The sequence below is a fragment of the Alteromonas sp. K632G genome (assembly GCF_017653625.1).
GTDB classification, from domain to species: domain Bacteria; phylum Pseudomonadota; class Gammaproteobacteria; order Enterobacterales; family Alteromonadaceae; genus Alteromonas; species Alteromonas naphthalenivorans.
This window is the reverse complement of record NZ_JAGGDM010000001.1, coordinates 1-26397: the sequence shown is the minus strand read 5'-3', so window position 1 is coordinate 26397 and position 26397 is coordinate 1. Positions and strand designations below refer to the sequence as shown.

Annotated in this window: 26 protein-coding genes; 12 read left to right on the top strand and 14 right to left on the bottom strand. The window is 44.3% G+C overall.

All coding sequences use genetic code 11. The annotated features are described in order from the left end of the window. Nucleotides 1-61: 61 nt before the first annotated feature. Nucleotides 62-1051 carry an alpha/beta hydrolase gene (locus tag J5X92_RS00130; protein WP_126872086.1) on the bottom strand — a complete coding sequence of 330 codons (990 nt, stop codon included), beginning with the start codon at nucleotides 1049-1051 and terminating at the stop codon, nucleotides 62-64. Nucleotides 1052-1554: 503 nt separating this feature from the next. On the opposite strand from J5X92_RS00130, the gene leuA reads away from it, so the two are divergent. The 5 genes from leuA (at nucleotide 1555) to J5X92_RS00105 (ending at nucleotide 7611) form a co-directional block, all read left to right on the top strand. Beyond that, nucleotides 1555-3114: a 2-isopropylmalate synthase gene (gene leuA, locus J5X92_RS00125; RefSeq protein WP_013785248.1), complete on the top strand. Its 1560-nt coding sequence runs from the start codon at nucleotides 1555-1557 to the stop codon at nucleotides 3112-3114. Next, a complete protein-coding gene (leuB, locus tag J5X92_RS00120) occupies nucleotides 3115-4212 on the top strand; it encodes a 3-isopropylmalate dehydrogenase (protein ID WP_208804155.1) in 1098 nt (365 codons plus the stop codon). It abuts the gene before it with no gap. A gap of 8 nt (nucleotides 4213-4220) precedes the next feature. Continuing rightward, nucleotides 4221-5621 (top strand): 3-isopropylmalate dehydratase large subunit, encoded by a 1401-nt coding sequence (leuC, locus tag J5X92_RS00115; RefSeq protein ID WP_013785250.1) that lies wholly within the window; start codon nucleotides 4221-4223, stop codon nucleotides 5619-5621. A 3-nt stretch (nucleotides 5622-5624) separates the two neighbouring features. Next, nucleotides 5625-6236: a 3-isopropylmalate dehydratase small subunit gene (gene leuD, locus J5X92_RS00110; RefSeq protein ID WP_013785251.1), complete on the top strand. Its 612-nt coding sequence runs from the start codon at nucleotides 5625-5627 to the stop codon at nucleotides 6234-6236. Nucleotides 6237-6387: 151 nt separating this feature from the next. Further along, the gene (locus J5X92_RS00105) at nucleotides 6388-7611 is read left to right on the top strand and encodes an HD-GYP domain-containing protein (RefSeq protein WP_126872053.1); all 1224 of its coding nucleotides are present in this window, start codon (nucleotides 6388-6390) and stop codon (nucleotides 7609-7611) included. Nucleotides 7612-7677: 66 nt separating this feature from the next. Here the strand turns inward: J5X92_RS00105 and J5X92_RS00100 are convergent, their stop codons facing one another. Further along, on the bottom strand, nucleotides 7678-8922 hold the full coding sequence (locus J5X92_RS00100) for a general secretion pathway protein GspB (protein ID WP_126872054.1): 1245 nt from the start codon (nucleotides 8920-8922) through the stop codon (nucleotides 7678-7680). Continuing rightward, nucleotides 8915-9826, bottom strand: coding sequence for an AAA family ATPase (locus J5X92_RS00095; RefSeq protein ID WP_013785254.1), 912 nt, complete (start codon nucleotides 9824-9826; stop codon nucleotides 8915-8917). The genes J5X92_RS00100 and J5X92_RS00095 overlap by 8 nt, the downstream gene beginning before the upstream one ends. 129 nt (nucleotides 9827-9955) lie before the next feature. Between J5X92_RS00095 and J5X92_RS00090 the strand changes: the two genes are divergently transcribed. The 5 genes from J5X92_RS00090 to hemW all read left to right on the top strand — a co-directional run bounded on the left by J5X92_RS00090 (nucleotide 9956) and on the right by hemW (nucleotide 14721). Continuing rightward, nucleotides 9956-11134: a multifunctional CCA addition/repair protein gene (locus J5X92_RS00090; RefSeq protein WP_208804153.1), complete on the top strand. Its 1179-nt coding sequence runs from the start codon at nucleotides 9956-9958 to the stop codon at nucleotides 11132-11134. 150 nt (nucleotides 11135-11284) lie between these two features. Beyond that, a complete protein-coding gene (srmB, locus tag J5X92_RS00085; protein ID WP_126872056.1) occupies nucleotides 11285-12529 on the top strand; it encodes an ATP-dependent RNA helicase SrmB in 1245 nt (414 codons plus the stop codon). Between the two features lie 41 nt (nucleotides 12530-12570). Further along, entirely contained in the window at nucleotides 12571-12708 is a 138-nt protein-coding gene (locus tag J5X92_RS00080) for a hypothetical protein (RefSeq protein WP_185864142.1), read from the top strand. A gap of 278 nt (nucleotides 12709-12986) precedes the next feature. Next, entirely contained in the window at nucleotides 12987-13589 is a 603-nt protein-coding gene (locus J5X92_RS00075; protein WP_013785257.1) for an XTP/dITP diphosphatase, read from the top strand. Next, nucleotides 13582-14721, top strand: a complete 1140-nt coding sequence (gene hemW / locus J5X92_RS00070; protein WP_208804151.1) for a radical SAM family heme chaperone HemW — start codon at nucleotides 13582-13584, stop codon at nucleotides 14719-14721. The genes J5X92_RS00075 and hemW overlap by 8 nt, the downstream gene beginning before the upstream one ends. 54 nt (nucleotides 14722-14775) lie before the next feature. On the opposite strand, the gene J5X92_RS00065 is transcribed toward hemW, so the two are convergent. The 8 genes from J5X92_RS00065 to J5X92_RS00030 all read right to left on the bottom strand — a co-directional run bounded on the left by J5X92_RS00065 (nucleotide 14776) and on the right by J5X92_RS00030 (nucleotide 21786). Beyond that, entirely contained in the window at nucleotides 14776-15585 is an 810-nt protein-coding gene (locus J5X92_RS00065) for a YggN family protein (protein ID WP_208804149.1), read from the bottom strand. Nucleotides 15586-15786: 201 nt separating this feature from the next. Next, nucleotides 15787-16314, bottom strand: coding sequence for a DUF1566 domain-containing protein (locus J5X92_RS00060; RefSeq protein WP_013785260.1), 528 nt, complete (start codon nucleotides 16312-16314; stop codon nucleotides 15787-15789). A gap of 2 nt (nucleotides 16315-16316) precedes the next feature. Next, entirely contained in the window at nucleotides 16317-18143 is a 1827-nt protein-coding gene (locus J5X92_RS00055; protein WP_013785261.1) for a DUF1566 domain-containing protein, read from the bottom strand. Between the two features lie 98 nt (nucleotides 18144-18241). Further along, nucleotides 18242-18733 carry a PAS domain-containing protein gene (locus J5X92_RS00050; RefSeq protein WP_208804147.1) on the bottom strand — a complete coding sequence of 164 codons (492 nt, stop codon included), beginning with the start codon at nucleotides 18731-18733 and terminating at the stop codon, nucleotides 18242-18244. Continuing rightward, nucleotides 18733-19728: a response regulator gene (locus tag J5X92_RS00045; protein WP_013785263.1), complete on the bottom strand. Its 996-nt coding sequence runs from the start codon at nucleotides 19726-19728 to the stop codon at nucleotides 18733-18735. The genes J5X92_RS00050 and J5X92_RS00045 overlap by 1 nt, the downstream gene beginning before the upstream one ends. 185 nt (nucleotides 19729-19913) lie before the next feature. Next, entirely contained in the window at nucleotides 19914-20633 is a 720-nt protein-coding gene (locus tag J5X92_RS00040; protein WP_013785264.1) for an LrgB family protein, read from the bottom strand. Then, complete coding sequence (locus J5X92_RS00035) at nucleotides 20626-21084, bottom strand: CidA/LrgA family protein (protein ID WP_013785265.1); 459 nt, start codon at nucleotides 21082-21084, stop codon at nucleotides 20626-20628. The genes J5X92_RS00040 and J5X92_RS00035 overlap by 8 nt, the downstream gene beginning before the upstream one ends. A gap of 369 nt (nucleotides 21085-21453) precedes the next feature. Further along, nucleotides 21454-21786: a DUF3718 domain-containing protein gene (locus J5X92_RS00030; protein WP_013785267.1), complete on the bottom strand. Its 333-nt coding sequence runs from the start codon at nucleotides 21784-21786 to the stop codon at nucleotides 21454-21456. 239 nt (nucleotides 21787-22025) lie between these two features. Here J5X92_RS00030 and J5X92_RS00025 point away from each other — a divergent pair, with 239 nt between their 5' ends. Further along, on the top strand, nucleotides 22026-22685 hold the full coding sequence (locus J5X92_RS00025; protein WP_013785268.1) for a hypothetical protein: 660 nt from the start codon (nucleotides 22026-22028) through the stop codon (nucleotides 22683-22685). Nucleotides 22686-22705: 20 nt separating this feature from the next. Here the strand turns inward: J5X92_RS00025 and J5X92_RS00020 are convergent, their stop codons facing one another. The 3 genes from J5X92_RS00020 to J5X92_RS00010 all read right to left on the bottom strand — a co-directional run bounded on the left by J5X92_RS00020 (nucleotide 22706) and on the right by J5X92_RS00010 (nucleotide 26029). After that, a complete protein-coding gene (locus J5X92_RS00020; RefSeq protein ID WP_208804145.1) occupies nucleotides 22706-23035 on the bottom strand; it encodes a hypothetical protein in 330 nt (109 codons plus the stop codon). Nucleotides 23036-23321: 286 nt separating this feature from the next. Then, nucleotides 23322-24119: an MbnP family protein gene (locus J5X92_RS00015; protein WP_208804142.1), complete on the bottom strand. Its 798-nt coding sequence runs from the start codon at nucleotides 24117-24119 to the stop codon at nucleotides 23322-23324. Between the two features lie 830 nt (nucleotides 24120-24949). Next, the gene (locus tag J5X92_RS00010; RefSeq protein WP_208804140.1) at nucleotides 24950-26029 is read right to left on the bottom strand and encodes a hypothetical protein; all 1080 of its coding nucleotides are present in this window, start codon (nucleotides 26027-26029) and stop codon (nucleotides 24950-24952) included. 142 nt (nucleotides 26030-26171) lie between these two features. Between J5X92_RS00010 and J5X92_RS00005 the strand changes: the two genes are divergently transcribed. Next, nucleotides 26172-26360: a helix-turn-helix domain-containing protein gene (locus J5X92_RS00005; RefSeq protein ID WP_208804138.1), complete on the top strand. Its 189-nt coding sequence runs from the start codon at nucleotides 26172-26174 to the stop codon at nucleotides 26358-26360. Nucleotides 26361-26397 lie beyond the last annotated feature (37 nt).

The following is a 26397-nucleotide window of genomic DNA, read 5'->3' as shown; positions in this document are numbered from 1 at the left end:
CAGGCTTTAACAACAACGCAATGATTACCTTGATACATACTTCCCTGCACAGTGTCGGTATTTAATCCAACGCTTCTTCGTAGCGCTTTATAAAGCGAGAAAAGGCTTCAACGTGTGGTAAGTGCCCCAAACCGTCAAGCTCTTTCACCGTTATGGCAGTGTTGCGGGCTTTAACTTCAGCGCCAAGTTTATCGTAACGACCTAACTCTCGCGTAACGCCCTCTTTTTTCCAACCTCGCCCAGGTCCGGTTCTATCCCGTGTACCTAAAATTAAGGTGACAGGTATTTGTAAATTATCGAATTCTTCGATAACCGGTTGAGTAAATATCATGTCGTAGGTTAACGCACTCACTTTGGCTAGCTGAGGCCAATCATCACCTTCAATCCACCCTGTTAGAAAACTAGCATGTTCCGCATAGGTACTATTCCAATCACCATCGTAATAGTTTTTCTTTTGATAATTAACGATATCTTCAGGCGTTTTTTTCAGTTCATTTTGATAGAAAAATTCCACATCTTTGTACTCAACATAATGCAGATAATTCTCTAACCCTATAGGGTTGATTAATATCAATTTGCTCGTCATTTCAGGGAAAAGCAGTGCAAATCGCGATGCCACCATGCCGCCCATTGAATGACCTGTCACAATCACATCGTCTAGATTCAAAGAGGTGAGCAAATCTTTGGTATTATTCGCTAATGCTGCAAAGCTGTATTGATAATTAACCGGCTTATCTGATTTGCCAAAGCCAATTTGGTCAGGAATAACCACCCCATATCCTTGATTGTGTAGCCAATTAGCTGTCGTTTCCCAATAACTACTGGCAAAGTTCTTACCATGCAACAACAGTACTGTTGGTTGCCCTTCTTCTGCCGGCAAATACATGTATGCCATGTTCAATCCCCGCCCTTGAGATTCAAATGTCAAAGTGTGAACATCAAAGGGATACTCGAAGTCGGTTAGATTTTTCGAAAAGGGTTTTGCAAAAACAATGGTTGAAAACGTGAAGATAAGAAACGAATAACCTAAAGAAAAAATAGCGCGCTTCATCATTTTGCTCTCAAGAAGATAGTAAGTGATTTACCCTATCAAAATCACTAAAACAATACGCCTTGATTAAGCAGCAAATTTCGCTGTTCCATCGCAATTTGGCTAATTGAATAGGCAATACCAGCGCTTCACCAATTTGATGAAATTAGTATATACATCCTAACGACCCGCTTTTTACCCACTGGATTCAAAGCAGGTGAAATGAAAGTGTTAAATAACAACAAAAAGTAGGATGGAAATCCTATTTTCAAAAAACCATTATTTATAACCAAAATTTATACGCATTATTAGAATCAAAGGTTGACCTTAAAGGCGTGGATCGGTACATTGTCGCTATCAACTGGTCGGCAAAGAAAATACGCAAATGATGCGCAATCGCTTTCTTCTAACTCTACTCCTTATGGCAGCAAGACTGCACGGGTAGATTGCGACCAGCGATTAATTACACAGAAACCCGTGCTTAGCACGGGTTTTTTTTTAACTTTTATAAACGAGAGAGCGTTATGACAAATCAAGTGAAAATCTTTGATACCACATTGCGAGACGGTGAGCAGGCCTTGCCTGCAAGCCTAAGTGCCAAAGAAAAGCTGCAGATCGCTCTAGCACTCGAACGTTTAGGCGTCGACATCATTGAAGCAGGTTTTCCTGTTTCATCGCCTGGTGATTTCCGCTCGGTTCAAATGATCGCAAAAGAAGTTAAGAATTCTGTAGTTTGTGGTTTATCTCGTGCATTGGCAGGGGATATTGATGCCTGCGGACAGGCGCTTAGTGTGGCTGAGCAATTTAGAATTCACACCTTCATTGCTACATCAGAAATTCACGTTGGCGCAAAGCTACGTAAATCTCACGATGAAGTAGTTGATATGGCAGTTGCAGCAGTTAAACATGCTCGCAAATACACCGACGACGTTGAATTTTCGTGTGAAGATGCTGGCCGTACTCACATAGACTATTTATGCCGTATGGTAGAAGCCGCCATTAATGCCGGTGCTACCACGGTGAATATTCCCGATACGGTAGGTTACACAACGCCAACAGAATTCGGCGGCATTATTCAGCAGTTGTTTAATCGCGTTCCAAATATCGACAAAGCCATTATCTCTGTACATTGCCACAACGACTTGGGCTTAGCAGTAGCTAACTCACTAGCCGCGGTAGAGCAAGGTGCGCGTCAGGTTGAATGTACTATTAACGGTATTGGTGAACGTGCGGGTAATGCCTCGCTTGAAGAAATTGCAATGATTTTGCAAACCCGTCAAGCCATGTTGGGTATTAACACCAACATCAATTCGCAAGAAATTTCGCGTACGTCTAAGTTGGTTAGCCAATTATGTAACATGCCGGTTCAAGCGAATAAGGCCATTGTAGGTGCGAACGCATTTAGTCACTCATCGGGCATTCACCAAGACGGTGTATTAAAAGCGCAAAATACCTATGAGATCATGACACCAGAAAGTGTAGGTATTAATAAAAACAACCTAAACTTAACCTCTCGTTCAGGACGCCATGTGATTAAGCATCGCTTAACTGAATTGGGTTACAAGGTAGAAGATTACGACTTAGAAGCGGTTTACGACGCCTTCTTGAAGTTGGCTGATAAGAAAGGCCAAGTTTATGACTACGACTTAGAAGCTTTATTATTCTTCGATAAGCAAAAGCACGACCACGCTCACTATCAATTGATGAACCTTCAAGCAACGTCAGGAAGAGAAATTATTCCAAGCGCTACGGTTAAACTGAAGGTAGGTGAAGAAGAGATTATCCAATCTAGTATTGGTAACGGCCCTGTTGATGCAGCATACAATGCGATTAGAGCAATCTTGGGCCATGAAGATGTTGAAGTTGTAGACTTCAAATTAGATTCAAAAGGCGAAGGGGCCGATGCCCTAGCACAAGTAAGTGTAATCGCCACTTATAAAGGGCGTCGTTTCCACGGCATTGGTCTTGCCACCGATATTGTTGAAGCTGGTGTTAAAGCCCTTATTTTCGTACTAAACAACACTTATTTAGCTGATCAAATTGACCAGCAGAAAAATCAACAAGAACGCGTTGCAGGAGTTTAAATGAGCCAGTTCTCAATTGCCGTATTAGCCGGAGACGGTATAGGCCCAGAAGTAATGCAAGAGGCTAACAAGGTCTTAGATGCGGTAGAAAAGAAATTCGACGTAGCATTTAACCGCACAGCCTACCCTGTCGGTGGTTATGCTATCGATACTGAAGGTGAAGCCCTGCCCTCAAAAACCTTGTTAGGTTGTGAGCAAGCCGATGCCATTTTATTTGGTAGTATTGGCGGCCCTAAGTGGGACACCTTACCGTTAGAGCAACGCCCAGAGCGCGCTGCGTTACTAACACTGCGTAGTCACTTTGATTTATTTAGTAACTTACGCCCTGCCCGTATTTATCCTGGGTTAGAAGCCTTGTCTCCACTGCGTGAAGACATTGCTAAATCGGGTGTAGATGTGTTGGTGGTTCGTGAACTTACCAGCGGCATTTACTTTGGCCAGCCCAAGGGTCGCGAAGGTGAAGGCGAAGAAGAGTTTGCTTATGACACTATGCGTTACAGCAAACGCGAAATTCGCCGTATTGCAGTTGCCGCTTTTGAAGCTGCGCAGAAACGTCGCGGTAAAGTAACTTCAGTCGATAAAGCCAATGTATTACTGACCAGCCGCTTATGGCGCGAAGTGACTGAAGAAGTGGCAAAAGACTACCCTGATGTAGAACTAGACCACATCTACATTGATAACGCGACAATGCAAATCATGAAGAACCCAGCGCAGTTTGATGTAATGCTGTGTTCAAACTTATTCGGCGACATCGTTTCTGACGAATGTGCCATGATGACAGGCTCTATGGGCTTATTGGCTTCTGCTAGTATGAATGAAGATGGCTTTGGTTTATACGAGCCAGCGGGTGGTTCTGCACCTGACATTGCAGGTTTAGGTATTGCCAACCCAATTGCACAAGTGCTTTCTGCCGCCATGATGTTGCGTTTCAGTATGAACCTAACTGATGCTGCCGACGCTATCGAAAAAGCGGTTATTGCCACATTAGAAGCGGGGGTTCTTACAGGCGAACTCCTTCCTGATGATAAGCGAGAGAACGCATCTACCACCTCACAAGTAGGTGATGAAATAGTAAAACAATTAATGGCGCAGGAGTAATTAACACCATGGCCAAGACCTTATACGACAAAGTGTGGCAAGCACATATTATCGATCAATTGGGCGAAGACAGCTTAATTTATATCGATCGCCACCTTATACACGAAGTAACTTCGCCTCAGGCTTTTGCTGGCTTAAATGAAAAAGGCCGTAAAGTACGTTGTCCTGAGCGCACAGTAGGCACGATGGATCACAGTATTTCTACTCGCTCGTTGGCGATAGATGCATGCGGCCCGCAAAATGCGCTTCAACTTCACACCCTTGCGAATAACTGTGAACAACACGGTATCCAGCTGTACCCTGTTGGCCACCAAAAGCAAGGTATTGTGCATGTTATGGGCCCTGAACTAGGCCTAATTCAACCGGGCATGACAGTAGTATGTGGCGACTCACACACTGCCACTCATGGCGCATTTGGTGCCCTAGCATTTGGTATTGGTACGTCTCAAGTAGAGCACGTATTAGCCACCCAAACCCTTAAGCAAAGCCGTGCGAAAAGCATGCTTATTAAGGTAAATGGTACGCTTCCTGTTGGTATTACTGCGAAAGACATTATTCTTGCCATCATTGGTAGAATTGGTCACGCAGGCGCAACGGGGCACGTTATTGAATACGCGGGTGAAGCTATTTCTGGTTTAACCATGGAAGAGCGCATGACCGTGTGTAACATGAGCATTGAAGCCGGTGCTAAAGCAGGCTTAATTGCACCAGATGACACTACTTTTGAATACCTTAAAGGCCGTGAATATGCGCCGAAGGGCCAAGACTGGGAAGACGCAGTAGCCTATTGGAAAACCCTTTACACTGAAGAAGGCGCAAGCTTTGACACAGTAGTAGAGCTTGAAGCGGCTGACATTGCACCTCAGGTTACTTGGGGCACAAACCCAGGCCAAGTTATTGGTGTTGATGCACCCGTGCCGGGCCCAGATGACTTCTCTGATCCTATCGAAAAAGAAAGCGCTAAAAAAGCCTTGGGCTATATGGGATTATCAGCAGGCGACAAGCTTGCCGATGTTGCCGTAAACCATGTGTTTATCGGTTCTTGTACTAATGGTCGTATTGAAGATTTACGTGCAGCTGCCCATATTGCTAAAAACGGCAAAGTGGTCGATTCGGTTACCGCCATTGTGGTTCCGGGTTCAGGTCATGTGAAAAAACAAGCGGAAGCTGAAGGGTTAGATAAAATTTTTACCGATGCTGGCTTTGAGTGGCGCTTGCCGGGCTGCTCTATGTGCTTAGGTATGAACGACGATAAACTGGTGGCTGGCGATCGCTGCGCATCAACCAGTAATCGAAACTTTGAAGGCCGCCAAGGCCGTGGTGCACGCACCCACTTGGTTAGCCCAGCGATGGCAGCTGCCGCCGCTATTACGGGCCGTTTCGCCGACGTTAGAGATTTTCAGGAGTAAATAATGTCTGATACAACACAAGGTTTTACCGCGCATACAGGTACAGCGGTACCGCTAGACCAAGCTAACGTAGATACCGACCAAATTATTCCTAAGCAGTTTCTAACTGGTGTAACCCGTGCGGGCTATGGAAAGCACTTGTTCCACGATTGGCGTTATTTGGATTTAGAAGAAAAAGTACCTAACCCTGAGTTCTCATTGAACAAACCTGAGTTTGCCGGTGCAAGTATTCTACTTACCAGAGAAAACTTCGGTTGTGGTTCTAGCCGTGAACATGCGCCATGGTCGCTGAACGATTTTGGTTTTAAGACCATTATTGCCACCAGCTATGCTGATATATTTTACGGCAACTGCATTAACAACCAATTGTTGCCAGTTGCGCTTGCCAGCAGTGAAATGGACGCGCTATTTGCAGCAGTAGAAGCCAATCCAGCGCTAGAAATTACGGTTAACTTACCAGAGCAAACTGTAACTTTTGGTGAGAATAGCTTTAGCTTCGACATTGCGGATCACCATAAAACTAACTTGCTAAAAGGGTTAGATGCAATTGGCCAAACGCTTGAGCTTACCGACAAAATCTCGGCTTACGAAGCTAAGCAACCTGCTTGGATTTAAATACTGGCTGTAAAATACTCACTCTTAAACGTAAAGTTTAAACTTTAGTATCGTTCAGTGGAATTTTGCGCCGTAGTGATGGCGAAGTACTCGTACTTCGCCTAACTTTAGTAAGTAATTAACATCGCTCAAAAAATTGAATGGAGTCTTTATGCTGAAAGCAGTACCTATTGATGATCTCAAACCAGGGATGTACATCAACCAAGTACTTAAACAAACTGGCAGCTTACGGATGCGTTCAAAGGGCCTTATAAAACATCAAACGGTCATCAACACCTTAAAATCTCGCGGGATACAGATTGTTCAAGTAGACTTCGAGAAGTCTGTTATTCACGAACCAGCAACCGACTCAGCTCCCCTTCCCACTTCAGAAACAATCGTTCAAGCGTCTACTAACGTAAAAGAAGAGCAGTCGCCAGCCCCAAATAGCCTTACAAGAAACGCAATGAAAGAAGCTAATGGGCTTTACTTTGATGCGATAAATATACAAAACGGTTTTTTATCTGCACTTAATCGTGGTGCGGTAAACGACTTAAAATTAGTGAAAGAACTAGCTCAGAGCCTTATCGATAGTATATTTGATAACAAGGACGCCCTGTCCTGCTTAACCCTGATAAAAAACAATAACGCTTACCTGCTAGAACACTCTATCAACTGTAGTATTTTAATGGGCATGTTTACCCAGTTTCTTGGCTATGACAGAGGAACCATAGACCAAGCGAGTCTAGGGGCATTGTTAATGGACGTTGGCATGTCGTCGTTACCTATGGATGTTCACAACAGTGTTCAAGACTTGTCAGCGGCAGATTGGGAAGTGATGAAAACCCATGTTGATATTGGTGTTGAGCTTGTGGAGCAGTGCGGTGATATTTCGGATTTAGTGTTATCGATTATTGCGCAACATCACGAACGCATAGACGGCAGTGGCTACCCTAAAGCACTCAAAGACATGGAAATTTCAGAATTTGCGCGCATTGCAGGTATTATTGATACCTACGATGCTATGGTGTCCAATCGTCCCCACAAAGAAAGTATTAGCCCCACCCAGGCCCTCAAACGATTAACGGAAGATAAGAGCCTCGATCAAGCCTTGGTTAGCCAATTTGTCACATGCATGGGAGTGCACCCTGTAGGCTCAATTGTTAGGCTAAAAAGTGGGAAACTTGCCATTGTCAGCCAACAAAACCCACTTAGTACAATGAGTCCCATTGTAATGACATTTTATAGCGTTCCATCCCAGCAATATGATGATATTACTCGGTTAGATTTAAGTGATAATGACGATGAAATTGTTTCGGGCGTGCGGCCCGATGATTTCAACGTGAACTTGTCGAATTTCTTTCAAGACGTATTGGTAAATCAAGCGCCAGACTAATGAGCACCCTGACTATAAGCCAAGGGTATTAACATTCACTTCAATACCCATTACCTAGCGCCTTTACTACCAGTCAGTAAGCGCCGCCATGGTGAAGAGTTCTTCTTCAAAACCTAGCACCACTTGCTGCGCTTCAATATTGACAATTTGCACTTTATCGTCAATCCAATCACCCTCACTCATTTGTATGCCATTCACTCGCACCCAACGATCGTCTGGTCGTGAAGCGTACATATGCGCACTGAAATTCATAGAGGGCAACCGCGTTAATAGCCGTACAGGCAACTGATCAACACGCTGAATATTATCTCGTACCGTCACTTTCGTTTCCGGCTCAAAATCATTGTTCTCAGCTTGAGTATCAAGCGCTGCCACCGCTTGATTAAAACGCGCTAACAGTTCTGGCGATACTTCAATCTTGTTGTCATCTTGGTTACCTTGAGAATTAAGCACCCGCCCTTCTTCCTCAGCCGCGGCTAAGTCGAGGGTATCATCAGCGTCATTTTGATTTCCCGACCGCGTCTGATTTTCCGTCCGTGATGGGTTTTCCGTCCGTGCTTGGCTTGGCACTGACTGCGAATTTGGGTTGGTATTAGCGGCTTGCGCTATGCGATCTGAACCATCTTCTTGCGAAGCGATATTTTCAGAAGGTGAATTATCGCTAGTCGTTGATACTTGTTCAGATGCATTGGGCACCATTAGTGGCGTAGTTTCAGGCGCTGTAGTTTGTTCAGCCCCTTGTTCGCTGCCTTGAGAGTTCACTTGCGCAGGTAACTGTGAAGGGGCTTGTGCAAGCGCTTGGGAGCCTTGCTCCGAGATGCCAATGGTGTTTGGAGCTTCAGGTCGAATAGATTCCACAACCGACGCAGTAACGGTAGGCCACCACTCCCCTCGCGTGGCAATCAGAAACCCTAAGCATAAACCACCTGCAACAATCGCTGAGTAAGTCGCCAGCTCTTTACCATATACCTTCCACATGGAAGGCAGCCCTTGCACGGTAGGCAAAAACAAACTGCGATTAAATTGGTCAGATAGCGTTTTGTCGAACTTTGCGCTGGTATCGTGCTGGCCACGTAATAGCGCTTGGGTTTGCGTTCGATGTCCAACGCCAGCTGTAGCTGCAGGCGCAATCTCTACGGTTTGATCGGGATCTATTTCTATTTCCTGAACCCCCATTTCTGCTAAGCCTTCCACCATAGCATCACTGGAGACCAAGCCGGATTTTCGAATTTTAACTGGGCCATTCTGTTGCGTAATTCTAACAATCACCATGCCGGGCTTTAGGTCACTAATACTAAGAATGTTAGACATATAAACTCCCTAGGCCATAGCCACAAAACACAGCCACTACAAATGCGCTAGCAAGCCACCATTTACGGTTACCCTGTATACGCTGGCTGACCACATCTTCACCAAGAATTTGCTGTGCCGCAGCAAGGAAAATAGGCTTTTGCACTACGGCATGTTGTTTGGTGAAAGAAAGCGTTAATGCTCTATCGCAAAGCAAGTTTATAACTCTTGGAATACCACCGGTTATTTGATGCACTGCCCGCAAAGTAGATTTGCTAAAAATACTCACATCACCGTGAGCCACACTAAGCCTATGCGCTATGTAAGCACTAACTTCCGGGGCGGTAAGGGGCAGTAAATGATACCGGGCAGTAATACGCTGCGCGAGCTGTCTCAGCTCGTTACGCTTCAATAGTTGCTGTAATTCAGGCTGACCAATTAATACCACTTTTAGTAGTTTTTCGCGGTTGGTTTCTAGATTCGTGAGTAACCGCAACTGCTCCAACACTTCTGGCAATAAATGTTGCGCTTCATCAACCATCAACACGGTATTCATGCCCTGTTGGTGATTTTCTGCCAATTTAGATAAAATCAAATCGGTGAAGTATTTTAAGCTGGCTTTCTCTTCTTGGTACGGTAAACCAAGTTCATCGCATACCGTGGCGAGCAACTCCAGCGCAGAAAGCGTTGGGTTTAGTATCATTGCTACTTGGGTGTTATCTGGCAATTGTTGCAATAACTTACGAGAAACCGTGGTTTTCCCTGTACCTACCTCGCCGGTAAGCATAACAAAACCGCCACTTTCACTTAGCCCAAAAGTAAGGTGAGCTAGCGCCTCTTTGTGCCGCGGGCTCATATAGAGGTAATCGGGGTTTGGTGCGATTGAAAACGGATTATCGCTTAACCCAAAGTAATTCAAATACATGGTATTCGCTGTTGAAGTTGAAAACGCGATTTAAACTACCAGAGCGTGAACAGAAGTCAAAGTGTGCTTATACGATCTGCTTCTGTAATAATAACTATTGGCTGAGTTAAATTTTAAAATAGAGGTTACATGCAGGTTTATTTAGTTGGCGGCGCGGTACGCGACACCCTTTTGGGAAGAACCGTTACCGAACGTGATTATGTTGTGGTAGGAGCAACACCAGCGCAAATGCTAGCTAAAGGCTTTACGCAAGTCGGTAAAGACTTTCCTGTATTTTTACACCCCAAAACCTCAGAAGAATACGCACTTGCCCGTACCGAACGTAAAATGGGCAGCGGTTATACAGGCTTTGAGTGCGATGCTTCTACGTCGGTCACGTTAGAAGAGGATTTAAAACGCCGCGACTTAACGGTAAATGCCATTGCCCGAGATCAAGACGGCGAACTTATCGATCCCTATCATGGGCAAAAAGACTTACAGCAAAAAATACTTCGTCATGTTTCTGAAGCGTTCAGTGAAGACCCTCTGCGGGTATTTCGCGTTGCCCGTTTCGCCACCCGCTATGCCTACTTAGGATTCACCATTGCTGAAGAAACCCTAAGCCTGATGACCGACATGGCCAAGTCTGGTGAATTAACTAGCCTAAGTGCAGAGAGAGTATGGCAAGAAACCAAGCGAAGTTTACTTGAAGCCACGCCCGAGGTATTTTTCAAAACTTTAAAAGCGTGCAACGGCTTAGACGACTGGTTTGCAGAACTTAGTCAGTCTGAAAGCGCTTTTAACACTGCCATTCAAACGCTCAAACAAATTCAAAGGCAAACGCACTCTCAACCACAAGAACAAGACGCCAGTCCGTCTGCGCCAATAGAAGTTCGTTTTGCAGCGCTTTGTTCAGGCTTATCACTCAATGACGTTCAGCAGATGTGTAAACGATTAAAAGTGCAAAATACGGTAAGCGACATTGCTGAAATGGTAAGCGCGCATAAAACATCACTTCTTAATTGCGACAAACTAGACGCCGACACGCTGTTAACAGTGTTTAATAAAACCGATGCATGGCGACGACCTGAGCGCTTTAGGCTTTTCCTTAATGCCCTGCAACCAATTGCAATGCAACCCTCTGATTTAGCGCAGGCCGGCGCTATGAGTTCATTACATTGGCCAGAGCGCGAAGCGTTGATAACTCAAGCCTTAGTGGCAGCCAATGCCGTGGATGTTCAGCACATTATTGCTCAAGGATTTAAAGGCCCAGAAATTCGTGAAGCCCTGAACAACGCTAAATTGGAAAAAATAAGCGCACTACTTTGATAAGGCGCACTGGCAAGTGCGTTTTAAAAATGAGCTTTTATAAAGAGCTCACACAAAACACGTCGGTAAATTACCTATTACGTGTTTTTTTTCTACGTTTTGTACCATAAATGCTACAATACGCCCCATTCAATATGAGCGTTTTATACTATGACTTTCGAAGATCTCGAATTAGACGAAGAACTCTGCCACGCGGTGGCGGATATGGGCTACGAGAGCCCCACCAGCGTACAATCTTTGGTTATCCCTCATGCAATGGACGGGCGCGACATTTTAGCGTCTGCGCCTACTGGCACGGGTAAAACCGCTGCGTTCTTGTTACCGGTTTGTCAGTTTTTACTCGACTACCCGCGTAAACAACCCGGTTCAACCCGTATTCTTATTCTTACCCCTACCCGCGAACTCGCGCTGCAGGTGTATGAACAAGCCGTAGAGTTAACCAAGCACACTGACATTGTTAGCGGTGTGATCACCGGTGGCATTAACTACGGTACCGACAGAGAAACCCTTAGCCAAAGCATCGATATTTTGGTGGCGACTCCAGGGCGTCTATTCGAGCATATTCAAAATGAAATGGCCGATTGTCGAGACATCGAGTGCCTTATTCTTGATGAAGCCGATCGCATGCTAGACATGGGTTTCCGCACTATTGTGAACCAGATTGCGAGTGAAGCACGCTGGCGCAAACAGAACATGCTATTTTCTGCCACATTGGAAGGCGGCGGTGTAAGTCAGTTTGCCAAAGACATTCTGCAAAATCCTGAAGTGATTGAAGCCTTTCCATCACGCAAAGAAAAGAACAAAATTCACCAGTGGTATCACTTAGCTGATGACTTAAACCATAAAAAGGCATTGCTCGTTCATATATTAAAAGAACAAGCGACTACCACGGTTGTATTCGTTAAAACCCGCGAACGCCTGCAAATGCTTAAAGACTATTTAGCATCGCAAGATATTATGGTGTGCTGGTTACAAGGCGAAATGCCACAAGATAAACGTATGGCTGCCTTAACGCGCTTTAAAAGTGGCGAAGTGCCGGTACTCTTAGCTACCGACGTAGCCGCGCGAGGCATTGATGTACCTGAAGTTAGCCATGTTATTAACTTCGATATGCCACGTAAAGCCGACGTTTATGTTCACCGAATTGGACGTACCGGCCGTGCTGGCGCCAAAGGCACTGCGATATCTTTGATAGAAGCCCACGACTTTGAATTTATCACCAAAGCAGCGCGCTACACCGAAGAACCAATCAAAGCCCGGGTTATCGCTGAACTTCGTCCGCAAAATAAAGCCCCCAAAATTGGCCCAAGAAAGAAAAAGCTAACGGCGAAAGACAAAGCAAAAGCCAAGTCCAAAGCGAAACCAAAAATTAAGAATCGCACGAAGAAGCGCTAACGCGATAACCTGACGCGGGGATAAGTGATGCGGCCATTTGCGTGCTAGTTGATGACGAGGTTGGCGATGGCACGGTTAGCGATGGCACGGTTAGCGCGGCCAATCAGGTGTATTGGCTGCGCAAGCTTTCTCCCAATTCAGGGCAATCTGCGAAACCGGCAGGTATAAACCACCTTTAGCCATTCAAAGTTTTTTAAAAACGGTGCCTTATTAAGTTGCTCTTAATCTGCTACACAAGCTATTAAATAAATCGCGATTAAAACTGCAATATTAGCGACACAGGCTAGCAAGTAGGAGAACTAACTGCACAGTAACCCCTCTGCCGCATGGATGCGGCCTACATGCAAAAGAAGGGCGTACAGGGATGTATTCACCGCGTGGTTACGGGGTAGTTAGGTCTCCTGCTTAGCTTAGCCAGCGCCAGCTAAAACTGAATTAAATTTGTTAAGGTATTTTTATGACTTTTCCTCAAAAGATAGTGCTTGCGTCTGGTAATCAGGGCAAGGTGCGTGAATTCACCAGCTTGTTTGCTGAGTACGGTGTAGATGTCATCGCGCAAAAAGAATTGGGCGTGGAAGACGTGCCTGAAACGGGCACTACCTTTGTTGAGAACGCCATTATTAAAGCGCGACATGCTGCCAAGGTTACAGGTTTACCCGCTATTGCTGACGATTCGGGCTTAGTGGTCGACGCCCTGGGTGGCGCGCCAGGTATTTATTCAGCCCGTTTTGCTGGAGTTAATGCTACCGACAGCGACAATATCGACAAGCTTTTAAGTGAGTTAGCAGGTTCTGATAACCGCAAAGCCCACTTCTTTTGCACACTGGTATTCATGCGTCACGCAGGTGACCCTGTCCCACTCGTTAGCCAAGGTAAGTGGGAAGGTGAAATTCTTAAATCTCGTGAAGGCGATGGCGGCTTTGGTTACGATCCTGTTTTCAATGTGCCATCTCACAACTGCACAGCCGCACAGTTAGATAAAGCTGAAAAGAACCGTATTAGTCACCGCGGAAACGCACTGGCTATACTATTAGAAACGATGAGAAACACCTTTGCGTAATCCTCCACTAAGTTTGTATGTGCATATTCCTTGGTGCGTACAAAAATGCCCATATTGCGATTTTAATTCACACGGCTTAAAGTCGGCATTGCCCGAAAAAGAGTATGTCGCTCATCTGCTTGATGACTTAGCCATAGATGCTAAGCGCATAGGCGATAGGACCGTTGAAACTATTTTCATAGGCGGTGGCACACCTAGCTTATTTTCAGCCGAGGCGATTAGCGACCTAGTTAAAGGCATTCGCGAGCGCGTGAACTTGGCAGATAATGCCGAAATCACTATGGAAGCCAACCCTGGCACGGTGGAAAGTGGCCGTTTCGCTGGCTTCTATCAAGCGGGTATCAACCGCATTTCAGTAGGTATACAAAGCTTTCAGCCAGCCCACTTAAAGGTACTTGGCCGCATTCATGACGATACCCAAGCCATAGAAGCGATTAATCAGGCACACAGCGCTGGGCTACCTACATTTAACCTTGATTTAATGCACGGCTTGCCTGAGCAAAGTGTTGAAAATGCCATGTCTGATGTAGACAAAGCACTGGCGTTGTCACCCTATCATTTGTCGTGGTATCAGCTAACGATTGAACCCAATACACCTTTTTATTCACGTCCCCCTGAGTTACCCGATGATGATATTTTATGGGACATTCAAGAACAGGGGCATGCCCGTTTAAAAGCTGCTGGGTACGAGCAATATGAGATTTCTGCTTACGCAAAAGCGGGGCATCAGTGCCAGCATAACCTTAACTACTGGCGCTTTGGGGATTACTTAGGAATAGGCTGCGGTGCACACGGAAAAATTACAGATATCCCCACGGGCACGATTACGCGCACGGTTAAAATTAAGCACCCTCGTGGCTATATGGAAATAAGCCGTCCTTATTTAGATACTGAAACTCAAGTACCTGCTGAAGACTTACCTTTTGAATTCTTCATGAACCGCTTTAGATTGGTAGAGCCCTGCCCTATCGAGGATTACCCTGCATTAACCGGTGTTGAATTAACGAAAGAATATCAAGATGCATTGGATGATGCACAGGCAAAAGGACTGCTGGATATCACCGATACCCATTGGCAGGTCACCGCCAAAGGCAGACGTTACCTGAATACTTTGCTGTCTTGCTTCGTATAGGTGGTATTGAGATTGGTTGGCTTGAATTATCAGAGATTAGTGCAAAGCTAGCTACTACTCAGTCTCTTCTGGAGAATGGGAAGTAATCAGATTATACGGTTGCAGTGCAGGAATTGAAGTGCGAAGCTTTTCTTCAGCAACATCTAATCGTTTTAGCTTGTTACAAATCCACTCTGCTTTATTTCGTAGGCTGGTCGCTTTGCTGTTCATATCTCTTTCAAGCTGTTCGCCTACCGTGCCTAACTGACGGGTAATTTCAGCCACTTTCTCGCTGTTCACTTCATCACTATTGGTATTGATCCCGCTAATCGCCGACAAAATACCACCTACCGAGGTGGAAATAGCCTCTTCCAATTGGGCTTCAATTTCACTATCAACAAAATCATCCACACTTTCTAACGATCCTGGGCCAATGAAATAGTGATTGCTTGCGTGCCTAAACTTATCTTTAACTCTTACCTTCACTCGCTTCATGGCGCTATTTAAGCGCTCGTAGCTATCGTGGTCGCTTCCTACTAAACCCAAGTAAACACTTTCAATAGTATCTACTGCCAGGTCGACACCCTCGGTAGCCAACACTATCATTTTGGGCACCACATAATGTAGGCCATGCGCATACTCTCCTAACCACTCGCTTTGCTCAGCGGTAAGGGTTTGCCAACGACCATCGATAAAAAGTTGAGTTTGATCGTTAATTTGCACCCGCGTGCGAGACTTTTCCATAACGCGAAGTTGAGTGTCGTTAACCGCTAAGCCATACGCAAAATCAATGTTGCACGAGATTTCTGCCGAGGCTGGTTTAATCCATCCAGCAAATAGCACTGTGCTTACAATACCTAGTAAAAGGCGTTCAAAATATTTCATGGGAGTATTGTGGCTAGCTTACACGCAAATAGGAAGGCGACATGAGTCTAAACTGCGAAAAATCAGGGTGAAGTATCAAGGTCAACATGGATGCCTGCTAGCAATAAGAAAAGCGCGCATTATAAGTGCGCGCTTTCATATTTCCTACCATACAACCTTAGCATTAGCCTAAAGTATAAATTGAAGATTGGCGCATATTCGCTAATCGTTTGTGTACGTTCGCACCAATCTTACGTAAATAAAGCGATCTTTCTCTTTAATTGAATGGCTCGCATTGAAGAAAGCCACTACCCACGCCCTATCGGGGTCATCAACCGAAGGGGTAGATGTCCAAAAGTCATCTGGCGGCGTTTCTGGGAACATGGTGCTATTTACAGCGGGGCGTACACAGTCACGCTCAACAATGGTGGCAAGTTCCTTAACATTAGGAAGTCGCCAACCTAATAAGTCTTCATCACTGGCCGCTTGCGCTAACTTCAATGCTTGCTGCCATGTGTACTTCACAGCTTCGCCATCACAGGTAGACCCATCCCATGTTTGCCCTTCTGCACACCGCTCCCACACCAAGTCGGTAGGCTCATGCAACACCGTACTACTGGTAATAGTGGTAAAGTCTTCATCAGGTGTGGTTTCAAGCCCATCGGACAAACAGGTTTGTGCCGAAAGAGTCGTAGAAATTAACATCAATGATGCTGCTATCGGTGCTAATAAAGGTGCAAATGTTTTCATGATTATCTCCCCGCTCTTACTAAGCGTACTTTTGCCGCCGAGGATTTATTTAAGAAATTATCTACCCCAGAATCGAAATCCAGCGCCCATGCATTTTGTGCATCGTCGCTGTTTACACCGTCGGCGCTTGGTACAGAAGTCCAGTACCACACTGGGTTTGCTGAAAGTACGCCAGTATACGGAAAGTAGTCTTCATCAATGGTCATACTATCAGAGATACCTAAATGCATGAGCGAGAAAAGCTCTTGATGGGTGGGCATACGCCAATCGTAAAAACCGCATAATCCTTGAGCGTTTAGCGCTGTCACATAAGCTTGTGTGTTGCAGTTGGTCAGTGAACAAACCGTATCTCTGCCGCTTAAATCACCTTCATAGCCGCCATTAACATCGTCGCTATACCATGAATAAGTGTAGTCTTTATCTTGCAGTGTACCGTCGTCGGTTTTAACTTCCCACACTAAGCCCGTTACGTTGTCGCGTACGCATGACCACGTATCTGCACTGGCATCCTGTTCATCACCATTGGCATTTAAGCGGGTATAATCGAAGCCCGCTTTACCACGTCCGGCTTTCTCAATTAATCCATTTTGTTCAACAATATCAGCGCCTCGTTGACCATCTTGACCCGGCCACTCGTTTTGTTGCGCTTCAGTCAGCGCATTATCAGTTGCTTGCTGCAACACGCCAGTATCATTCATTAAAGGAGTCGGCATGGGGCGTACACCCACATTAATTGTATCTTCTACTTGATTACCGTTGGCATCGGTCACGGTTAATGTGTAAGCCACTACAGTATATTCAGTTACCGCAGGCGCGATAGCAAACGTCGATAAGTCATCTTCATCATCGATTGCTTGTATGTCTACGTTTTGGCTTAAGGTAGCTGCATCTGCCGCATTAGCAGGTAAGGTTATTGAAGAGACGTTATTGCTGCGCTCCCAATCGTAGGTCAGGGGTAATGCGCTTGGAATACTGGTGCTGGCATCGCCATCTAGTACAATCGTTTCACCGCTGAATACGCCTTGTGAGGAACCTGCGTCAACGACGGGAAGCGTATCTGACTCCGACTGAACAAAAATAGTCACAGATTCTGTGTCGGTGGTGCCTTCACTGTCGGTTACAGTTAGTTCGAAACTCAAGGTCTGCGCATCATTTGCAATAGGCGTCACTATGGTAAGAGTTGATAAATTGGTTTCTTCCCCCGTAATAACGTTAGTACCATCGGTTTGCGTCCAGCTGTAATCAGAGATGGACGCGCTCTCGTCTGTAGCGTCGTCATCGGTACTGCTACTGCCATCAAAAATAACTTCTACGCCGCCAGGGAAATTATTTGCGTCTAAACCATCCCACTCGGGCACATCAATAATTGCTTCTGGAGCAATATTAATCGGCACCACGGTTATAATGGTCAAGTCACTGGCTTCGTTGCCCCCCGTGTCGTTAACCGTTACGGTAATAGTATATTCAGTGGCACTTGATACGCTTGGTGCTTCAAAACTAGCAGCAGAATCGCTAGTGTCTTCGTTGGTGATAGTCAGTGAAGGCGATGCCGACCAGCGATAAGTATATTCTTCATTCCCACCACTCACTACCGCACTCAAGGAATAACTTGCGCCCTCGGTCACCGTTGCATCGTCACCGGCGTTAATCACTAAGTCACTGTTACTAGAGCCACTACCGCCATCTGAATCACCGCCTCCGCCACCACACGCAGCTAACGCAAACACCGTAGCGACTAAAATGAAATGCTTTGTGGAAGAGACAGCGTTTGCTTTCGCCTCTAATGGCAATAGTTGGGGTGAGAATAGAAACTGGAAAAACGTTCGCATAGTGACTCCGGCAACACGTGCAACTGTGGCCACGTGTTGATTAGCTCGAATAAAAAATGGGGGTGGTTCGCAAGTACTTGTGGCGATAAAAGTAAATATTAGCGGGCGAGCTGATTACGCTCTTGTGCTTCCGTCATATGCACTTGTATGGCTTCAAGTTGCATTTTACCCACCGCAACATCTGTCATGTCGTAAATCATCATACTGATGTATTCAACGTTTCCTGTAGCCGATATTAATGGCGACAGTGTGATGTTTTGATACATAAATGACTCACTACCTGTAATCGGCCGGTAGTTAGGAAACTTAAATAAATAAGGGCGCTGTTCCCAGGTCATAAAGGCTCTGGTTTTTAGATCAAATACCGGTTTAGACTTTTGCGTAAACCAGTCTTCTTTAATGGTAGGGAATAAGTCAAAAAGCGATTTATCACGAACATCACTAGGCAGCATGCCACTATGACTTTCCATGAAGCCGTTCCAGACTTGAATTTTAAACTGTCGATTTAGCACAACAATGCCTACATCAACCGTTTGAAGCATGTCCATCATCCAATGGAATTCGAGTATATCATCCAATTGTTGGCTCATTAGAAGTCCTCCAACAGGTGGGCAAGTTTCGAATTCATCATTTTCATCGACTCTTCGGTAAACAACAAAATCAAATCACATTGAACATTGTAACCTTCTAAGCCATAGCTTAGCTCGATGGCGAGGGTTCGTTTCCATCTAATCTGATTCATACTGATAATTTCAGTAATAGCTCGGTGCTGCCCTAAAACAATGGGATGACCTTGGCTGAAGTTAACATCCATTTGCACTGCTAGGCCAGTAAGGCAAGTACCGATAAGAATACTGGCCGCATCCATTAATAGTTCTAGCTGTAGCTGATCATCCACTTCGCCCTCAACGTTGAGAATTTTTGCCACATCTTCAAAGCTCGAGTCACTTAAAATACAAATGGCCTCACCACTGATGCCCGGCCCTAGAAAGCCCTGACACACAGCAGTAACTTGCTCATGACTTTCAATATCTGAAAGCATCATATGTAATTCAGAGACTTCAATAAGGTTTACATTAGGAATAGGAAGTCGAACGAAGACGTTCATAATACGGGCTAAGTGATCACCGGCTTGCCCCATGGCGATATTCGTTATTTCTTGGTAACAGTCACGAATATCAGGATCTAACGGCGCAGCCTCAACAACGGGCTCTGGCTCGCTGTGCAATATGTCAAATTTATCGAGCACTTCAGCAAGGGTTTGAGGTGAGACCGGCTTACGAATAAAATCCAATGCCCCCAAGGCCGTTACTCTATCGTAAGCTTCAGGTTGAATATCACCTGAAATGACAATGACCTTAGTCGACAAGCCTTCCGCTTTAATTGCCTCTAACGTGCCATAACCATCGAGTATGGGCATGTTCAAATCAAGTAGCAGTAAGTCGCCTTTCCCTTCTTTGAGTGCAACGAGTGCTTCCTGCCCATTCTTTGCAAAATGCACGGCAATTTCCCAGTCCTGAGGCAAACATTTGGCAACTTGTTTTCGAGCGACTAACGAGTCGTCACAGACGAGTACAGAAAACATTGAATAATCTTACCACCTAGCTTTTTGATAATAGTGAAAATTACAATGCGTTGTAATCAACACTGTATCGGCGTTAATACTTCGAACTGAAGCGATAAATTTTGACGGTTCATATATTGACGTGACACGTCGAAACTAACAATAGCACTTTCGAATGAAATGCTTTTTATCCATTGTAGTCAAAATTAAAGAGATGGTGAGAGAAAACTAAATATTAATGGCAAAATAATAGCGGTAAATATGCCATTTACGCACAAACCTAGTGTTGCCATGGCTGCCACTTCATCGCCCATGTGGAGCGATTTTGCGGTTCCTACTGCATGGGCAACCGTGCCTAGCGCAACGCCTTGAGATTGCGTATCGGTTACCTTAAAAATACGAAAAACACTCGTAGCGGCAATGGCGCCTACTACACCGGTTGTAATGACAAACACAGCGGCAAGAGCAGGAATTCCACCTATTTGAGCCGATGCTTCCATGGCGAGGGGCGTGGTAATAGATTTGGCTAACATAGTGAGTTGAAGACTAACTGGCGAGTTAAACGCCCACAGTGCAGCCCAAGCTAAAATAGGCGCTACAATACCGCCAGCCACTATACTTAACAGCAAGGGTAAACCATAGTGACGCAAGCGTTGCCATTGTCGATAAATAGGCAGTGCCAACGCAACGGTGACAGGGCCTAACAACCAATGCAACAAACCAGCAGATTGCTGATAATGGGTCATAGCAGTATTGGACAAATACACGAGCACTCCCACACTTAGCGCCGTAAAAATAAGTGGGTGAGAAATCGGGTAACGGTAATATTTTCGGTTTATGGTTAACCCAATCCAATAAAATAGTAGCGTAATTGCAAGCCACGCCACACCCGAAAGCGTAGCGGCATGTCTAATAGCTTCAATCATTGTCACTTCCCTTTCTCACCATTTTTTTCACTACCTTTTGCTCGGTGACTTGTTCGGCTGTATCTTTTTTAGCAGGTACTTGCGAAAGGTGTGCATGGCGTGAGGAAAGTAGTTTTTCTGCTATTTTAGCGCTAATACCTAAACTTATGCAGGTAGTGATAATTATCGCGATACCTATGGCCCACCCATTTTCTGCTATTTCCTTCCAATATGCGCTAACGCCAAGAACAGCAGGTACAAACAATACCGACATATGACTGAGTAAAGGAGAGGCGGCACGTGCCACAAGAGGTTCGGCCTTAGGAGCGATAAAAAGCACCGCTAAAAGAATGAGCAAGCCAGTAAGCGCACCAGGCAGGGGTAAACCTGTTGAAGAAGACAGCCACGTACCAAGGTAATAACATCCAAGTACTAATATCGCGCCGGTTATCCATTGTCGTAGTTCAACCATTACACTTCTTGTTCTCCTGAAAACCCAGTAAGTGAGTAGACAAAGCACTTACTTCTTAGCGAAAACAGTCTATCGGCTGAACGAATATGACGCTAGTAAGACATTGGTCTTTTTCGACGTTTTTCTTTCCAAGCCTTATGGAGAAGGAAATAGAGAGAAGGAAATAGAATATAGGCAGATTATGTGCAAAGGGCTCAAGCTTAGAAGGCTGGTACTTAAAAGGCTGGTACTTAAAAGTTTAGAGCGTAAAGGAATGACGCATGAACTTGATAGTTTAATCCCCTTTTTAAATAAAAAAGAGCTACTGAAAATCAGTAGCTCCAAATCCAGGGATTTAAAATTCAATCATAAAGTCTGATTTAGTTGCCGTTAACGTTTCGCCGTTAAGACTGATTTATCAGCTTTTACTTTGCGAGCAAGATAGTCGCCTGTTGACGTCGCGTTGTGTGACTGAGCGAAAGACAGCATATCTTCGCCGTTACACACTAATCCTCTGTGCAAATTTTTATAACTGATACGACTGCGTTTTACTGCTTTATGCAATGCTAAGCGATTATCTTCTTTTATCGCTTCGCAAACTGCTACAAGGTCTTGTTCAGTGCTTTCAGGATACCCATTTGCATTGGCTAGACTTGCAGACAACGCAAGAGTGATTCCAAAACCAAACAAAGCGGGTAATCTAACGTGGCGTGACATATCCATATCAAGTTCCTCAAATGAGAGTAGTTAAATGATGCGTCGACAACTACTTTTGTCTTCGCGTGCATAAACTAGTGAAAAAATATGACATTCGCGCTATAAAAAGGTTAAAACTCTGTTACGTGAGACCAAGCGATAAACGGCCGATAGAAGCCGATAATTAACCATACTAAAACGCTTACTGGTCGCAGGTTACACACACTTTGATACAAATCACTCAGTCATTAGACAAGGAGGTAATCATGTTAGAACAGCAAAAATACCATCATATTAGAGAACAAATGCGTCCAGGCGATATTATCGCTTTTGGCGGAAACAGCCTTTTCTCTCGATGGACAAAATTAACCACCCGCTCAGCCGTAACTCACATTGCTATTGTTATGCAAACCAAAATGCGTGACGAAGCGTCGGGTCGGTACTTTAATCAAGTTATGGAAGCCACCGTTTATGACGGTAAAAAAGGCGTGATGACTAACCGCTTAAGTGAACGGGTGCATACCTACGACGGCGACATGTGGTGGCTACCATTAGGTGAATCTGCTCGCGATATGTTCGAGCAAAACAAACATGAATTTTTTAATTTCATGTTTGACCAGGAAGGCAAGGCCTATGACGTACTACAACTTTTTGGTTCCGCTGTAGACGCGTTAGATAGCCACCCTATTTTAGGAAGCATTAGCTACAACCAAGAAGACTTCAGTAGTTGGTTTTGTTCCGAGTTAATTGCCGAAGGGCTGGAAACTGCAGGTATCATAAATAGTGTTAACGCATCAGAAGTTACGCCAGTAGATATTTGTCGATTCTCAATATTTGAACAGCGCTATGTGCAACTTAAAGGAGAAGCACGGCCAATAGCAGGGTTTAATACGCAGCTAGCAGATAACTGGGGACAGGTTTGCTGACCCCACATAATTTCTAATAACTAGAAAATGCTATCTTGATGGATTTTGATGAACATACTGGTACCGATTTTTGTGTAATCGATTTTATATTCTTTTCCATTTAGGGTTTGAATAAACACTAAGGTTTTTTCATCGCCAAACACATCGCTTGTTGTAATATCAACAAGTTCCATATCCATCATTTTAGCATCGCGCTTATTCTCAGGGATTTTCCCTTCGTACTGCTTGATGCCTTTATAAGTAACGATAAGGGGCGGATTTTCGTCGCCGTTCGTTATTAGCAAATCTAACTTTCGAATTTTATGGATAATGGTATTTCTACCGCTTATCAGGAAGGCCTTCTCTGTCATTCTTCTCTCCGCGCCAGTTCGCCTTGTTCAGGAATCATTTATTTTTATTAAGATAGCAAATTTCGACACTATGTGCACAGCATAACCTATTGGCGATAGGTTATTATCTCTGCTTAAAGTATAAGCTTAAATTCACGTTCGCGCGTATAAAAGCATCTATCATTGATTAAAAAAACTATTTAGCATGGTTAATTTCTACTTAAACCCATGCGCTCGCTATTATTATGACCCGCGAGCCGCAGCCTCTCTAGTATCCGAAAGTCTATAATACGCCCTTAGCGCGAGCCTAATCCCACTTTATCCATGGTCTATTCAGTAAGTTACGTAGCAATTGCTTGCATGGTTGTGCTTCAGGGCTTCCAAATTCACAGCTATCAGCCTCTAAAAGGTCGACCTGAGCGAGTATATTTGAAACCGAAATCTCAAGTGCCAGTTCGCTATCGAGCTGTGTCATCGGTAAAATGAATTCTACCCTGTTAGTAAAGGCACAAGATGCTTCAGGCGCTGCATCAGCGGATTCAGACTCACAATTAGCACTGCCCAAATGATACTGCCACTGTTTATTGTTAGCCCCCGCGTGAGATAAATCCAGGCGTAAGAAACGATGCCCCGACTGTTTGTTTAAAAACATGCTGGTATCATTTAACGGTGATGCTTGAGCTAGAGGGTCGGTATGGTTTACATCAAAGGGAAGCCCCATTGTGAACCTAAGGTTGGTCGCGAGTTTTAATAGACCTTCCGATACATCTAGAATGATTTTATTATTGGCATTTTGTGGCGCGCTACATAACGTATGGAACTTTAATAAGGCAGTAGATTGGGTTTGCCACTGCGTTTGCTTAAAAGATACTCGCTGCCATTTACCGTCAATACGCACTTCAGGTTTGGTTAAGTAGAAGCCAAAGTAATCTAGTTGCCATTTTGTAGGCCCTACTTTTACCATTAATGGGCATGCGCTATTTTCAATGCCCGTAAGCGTAAATGGGATCTCGCCCACTTCTCGTTCACTCAAGCCCAGCTTGTCGCAGCCCGACAACCCTAAAATAACCGCTAATATGACACCTAAACGCCCGTGCATTTTCATTTCTATCTGTACTTCCTGTTTGAATTTAAGGTGCTAGGACCTTGGTATAGTGGTGTTGACCCCTTCGCCCAGAGGTTATAACTAATAAACGACCCGTTGCTAAGGATCATAGTGAGGCTAATAAGGCTGGCTCGTCAAGGATTGAGGTGGCCGTGCAAGGTAAAGAAGGTGATAACAATGCAAATTCATCACAAATGCAGGTAAAGCTGAACAAAAATAAAGCAAACTGTTCACAAAGCCTAACCCTAGGCGTGACAAGGCAAATAAAACTGCTTATACTTGCGCTCGCTTTTCATTGATACGTTTCACGTTTTCAAGCAAGCGATTTCAAATATGGCCCCATAGCTCAGTTGGTTAGAGCATCCGACTCATAATCGGATAAGGGTTGTATAGAAAGTAGAAGTAAAGCGTTATTATTCAATCGCTTAAAATAAATTGAATTATTAGTGAATTGGTTTGTGCTACATATGTGCTACAATTCACGGCCTTGGAAATGGCCCCATAGCTCAGTTGGTTAGAGCATCCGACTCATAAGTAATTGTGACCCTAGACAGAGATGTTTAGTGGAAAAACTGGGTGAATTGCTGGAAAGCTAAGTGACATTGTCATATGCCAATCAGCAGCCAAGCTCTTCAAGCGTGAAGAGAAGGTTCAGAGACTAGATGGTTCAGCACGACCTTGCTGTGTAAAACATCATTAGCGCCCAGCACCCTACCGGATTTATTCGAGGGTGATGATATAGTCCGTGCCATTACGAAAGTAGTGGATAAACAGAATCGGCAGGTCCCCTGTTCAAGTCAGGGTGGGGCCACCATTTCCAAATGTTCAATTTAATTGTTTTCGTTAGTAAGAATTTTCTGAATACGAGATTTATTTATACTCACCTGCTCAGCAATTTTTCTAACTGACATACCCTTCTCACGCAAAGAAAAGACGAGTTTATTGCGCTCTAACGTACCACGCTTTTGTTTAGATTGATTTATTTCCATTTCTAACTCAGCTTTATACCACCCTTCGGCTATTGCCAGTGTATTTACAAACCAAAAAGCACTACGAGATTTTTCGCATGTATTCCTCAATACCTCCTTTGAATAAACCCTGTTTATAAAATCAGTCAGAGAACTATATTCCTCTTTTAGAAATTTATAAGTAAGTAGTCCGTTAGGTGCTTTTAATTTGTCTCCGAGGAGCAAGAATATAGTTGGAAGATATTTACGCATCAGCTGCATTAGTGCTAAGCAGCTTTCTTCCCACTTTGAGTTTTCCAGTAGAAAGCTTAATTCCTTTGGATTACCCTTAGGATTTTCCCCATATGCTCCCCGAAGGTCCCTTTTCCTCAGATGATTCTTGAGTTTTTGATCGGTTTTTAAAAAACCTCCGATCTGTTTACTTTTATGAAATGATGGAAGGTTTGAAGTATGGTCCCAACAATGTTTTCTAGTTCTCGTAACCCGGAAGCATAATGCGCAGTATGTGACTTCTTTTTTATTGAGATAATCTCGTAAAATTAGAGTGACCAACCTAATTAATTCTAAATCTGATGCAACATCCAGTCGCTTAACTACCCACGCAGATTGGCTAAGTTCTGCCACTTCTAGCCCCCAGCCTTTCACTTTTTTCTCTGATGAGAGAACCTTTGAAGGGAGTTCAATCTCCTCATCGCTTCCGAAGCCAATACAAGCGCAAATGGCTAAACATTGGTTGAAATGTTTATCTAGGTATTTACTTAGAATTCCAGTTCCCGTAGCAATTCCCCACGAATACTTTGTTGCGCCAGTTTTCACTGACTCGCTCTTTTTGAGAACATTTAACATTTCAGAAACACTAGAGTAGAAAGCAGAACTGCACGTTCCCTCAAACTCCCTGAGTAACCCCTCTAAGTTAACAATTAAATGATTTTCTACCTTCATCGCTCGGCCAAATATGATTTTTAAATTCTTTAAATCTAAAGGATTAATAAGTTAGTGTCCACAAACTTTTAACATTCATACTGACTAAACTCTTTAGGTATAGATATCCTTCAAGCATGTTTAATCAATTAAGGTAAAAAACATGCAAAAACCAGAACTCTTAAATCGTAATGATGCGGCTGATTACATTTCAGTAAAACCGCAAACATTATCCGTATGGGCAACAACAGGTCGCTATTCACTACCATTTGTAAAAGTTGGTCGAAAGGTCTTCTATCGCAGAGAAGATCTCCCCCTGTGTCAGGATAGTTGTCGCCTCAGTTTTTCATAGTATTAGACAGGGTGCGGAAGTTAGGCATGAGTGAGAC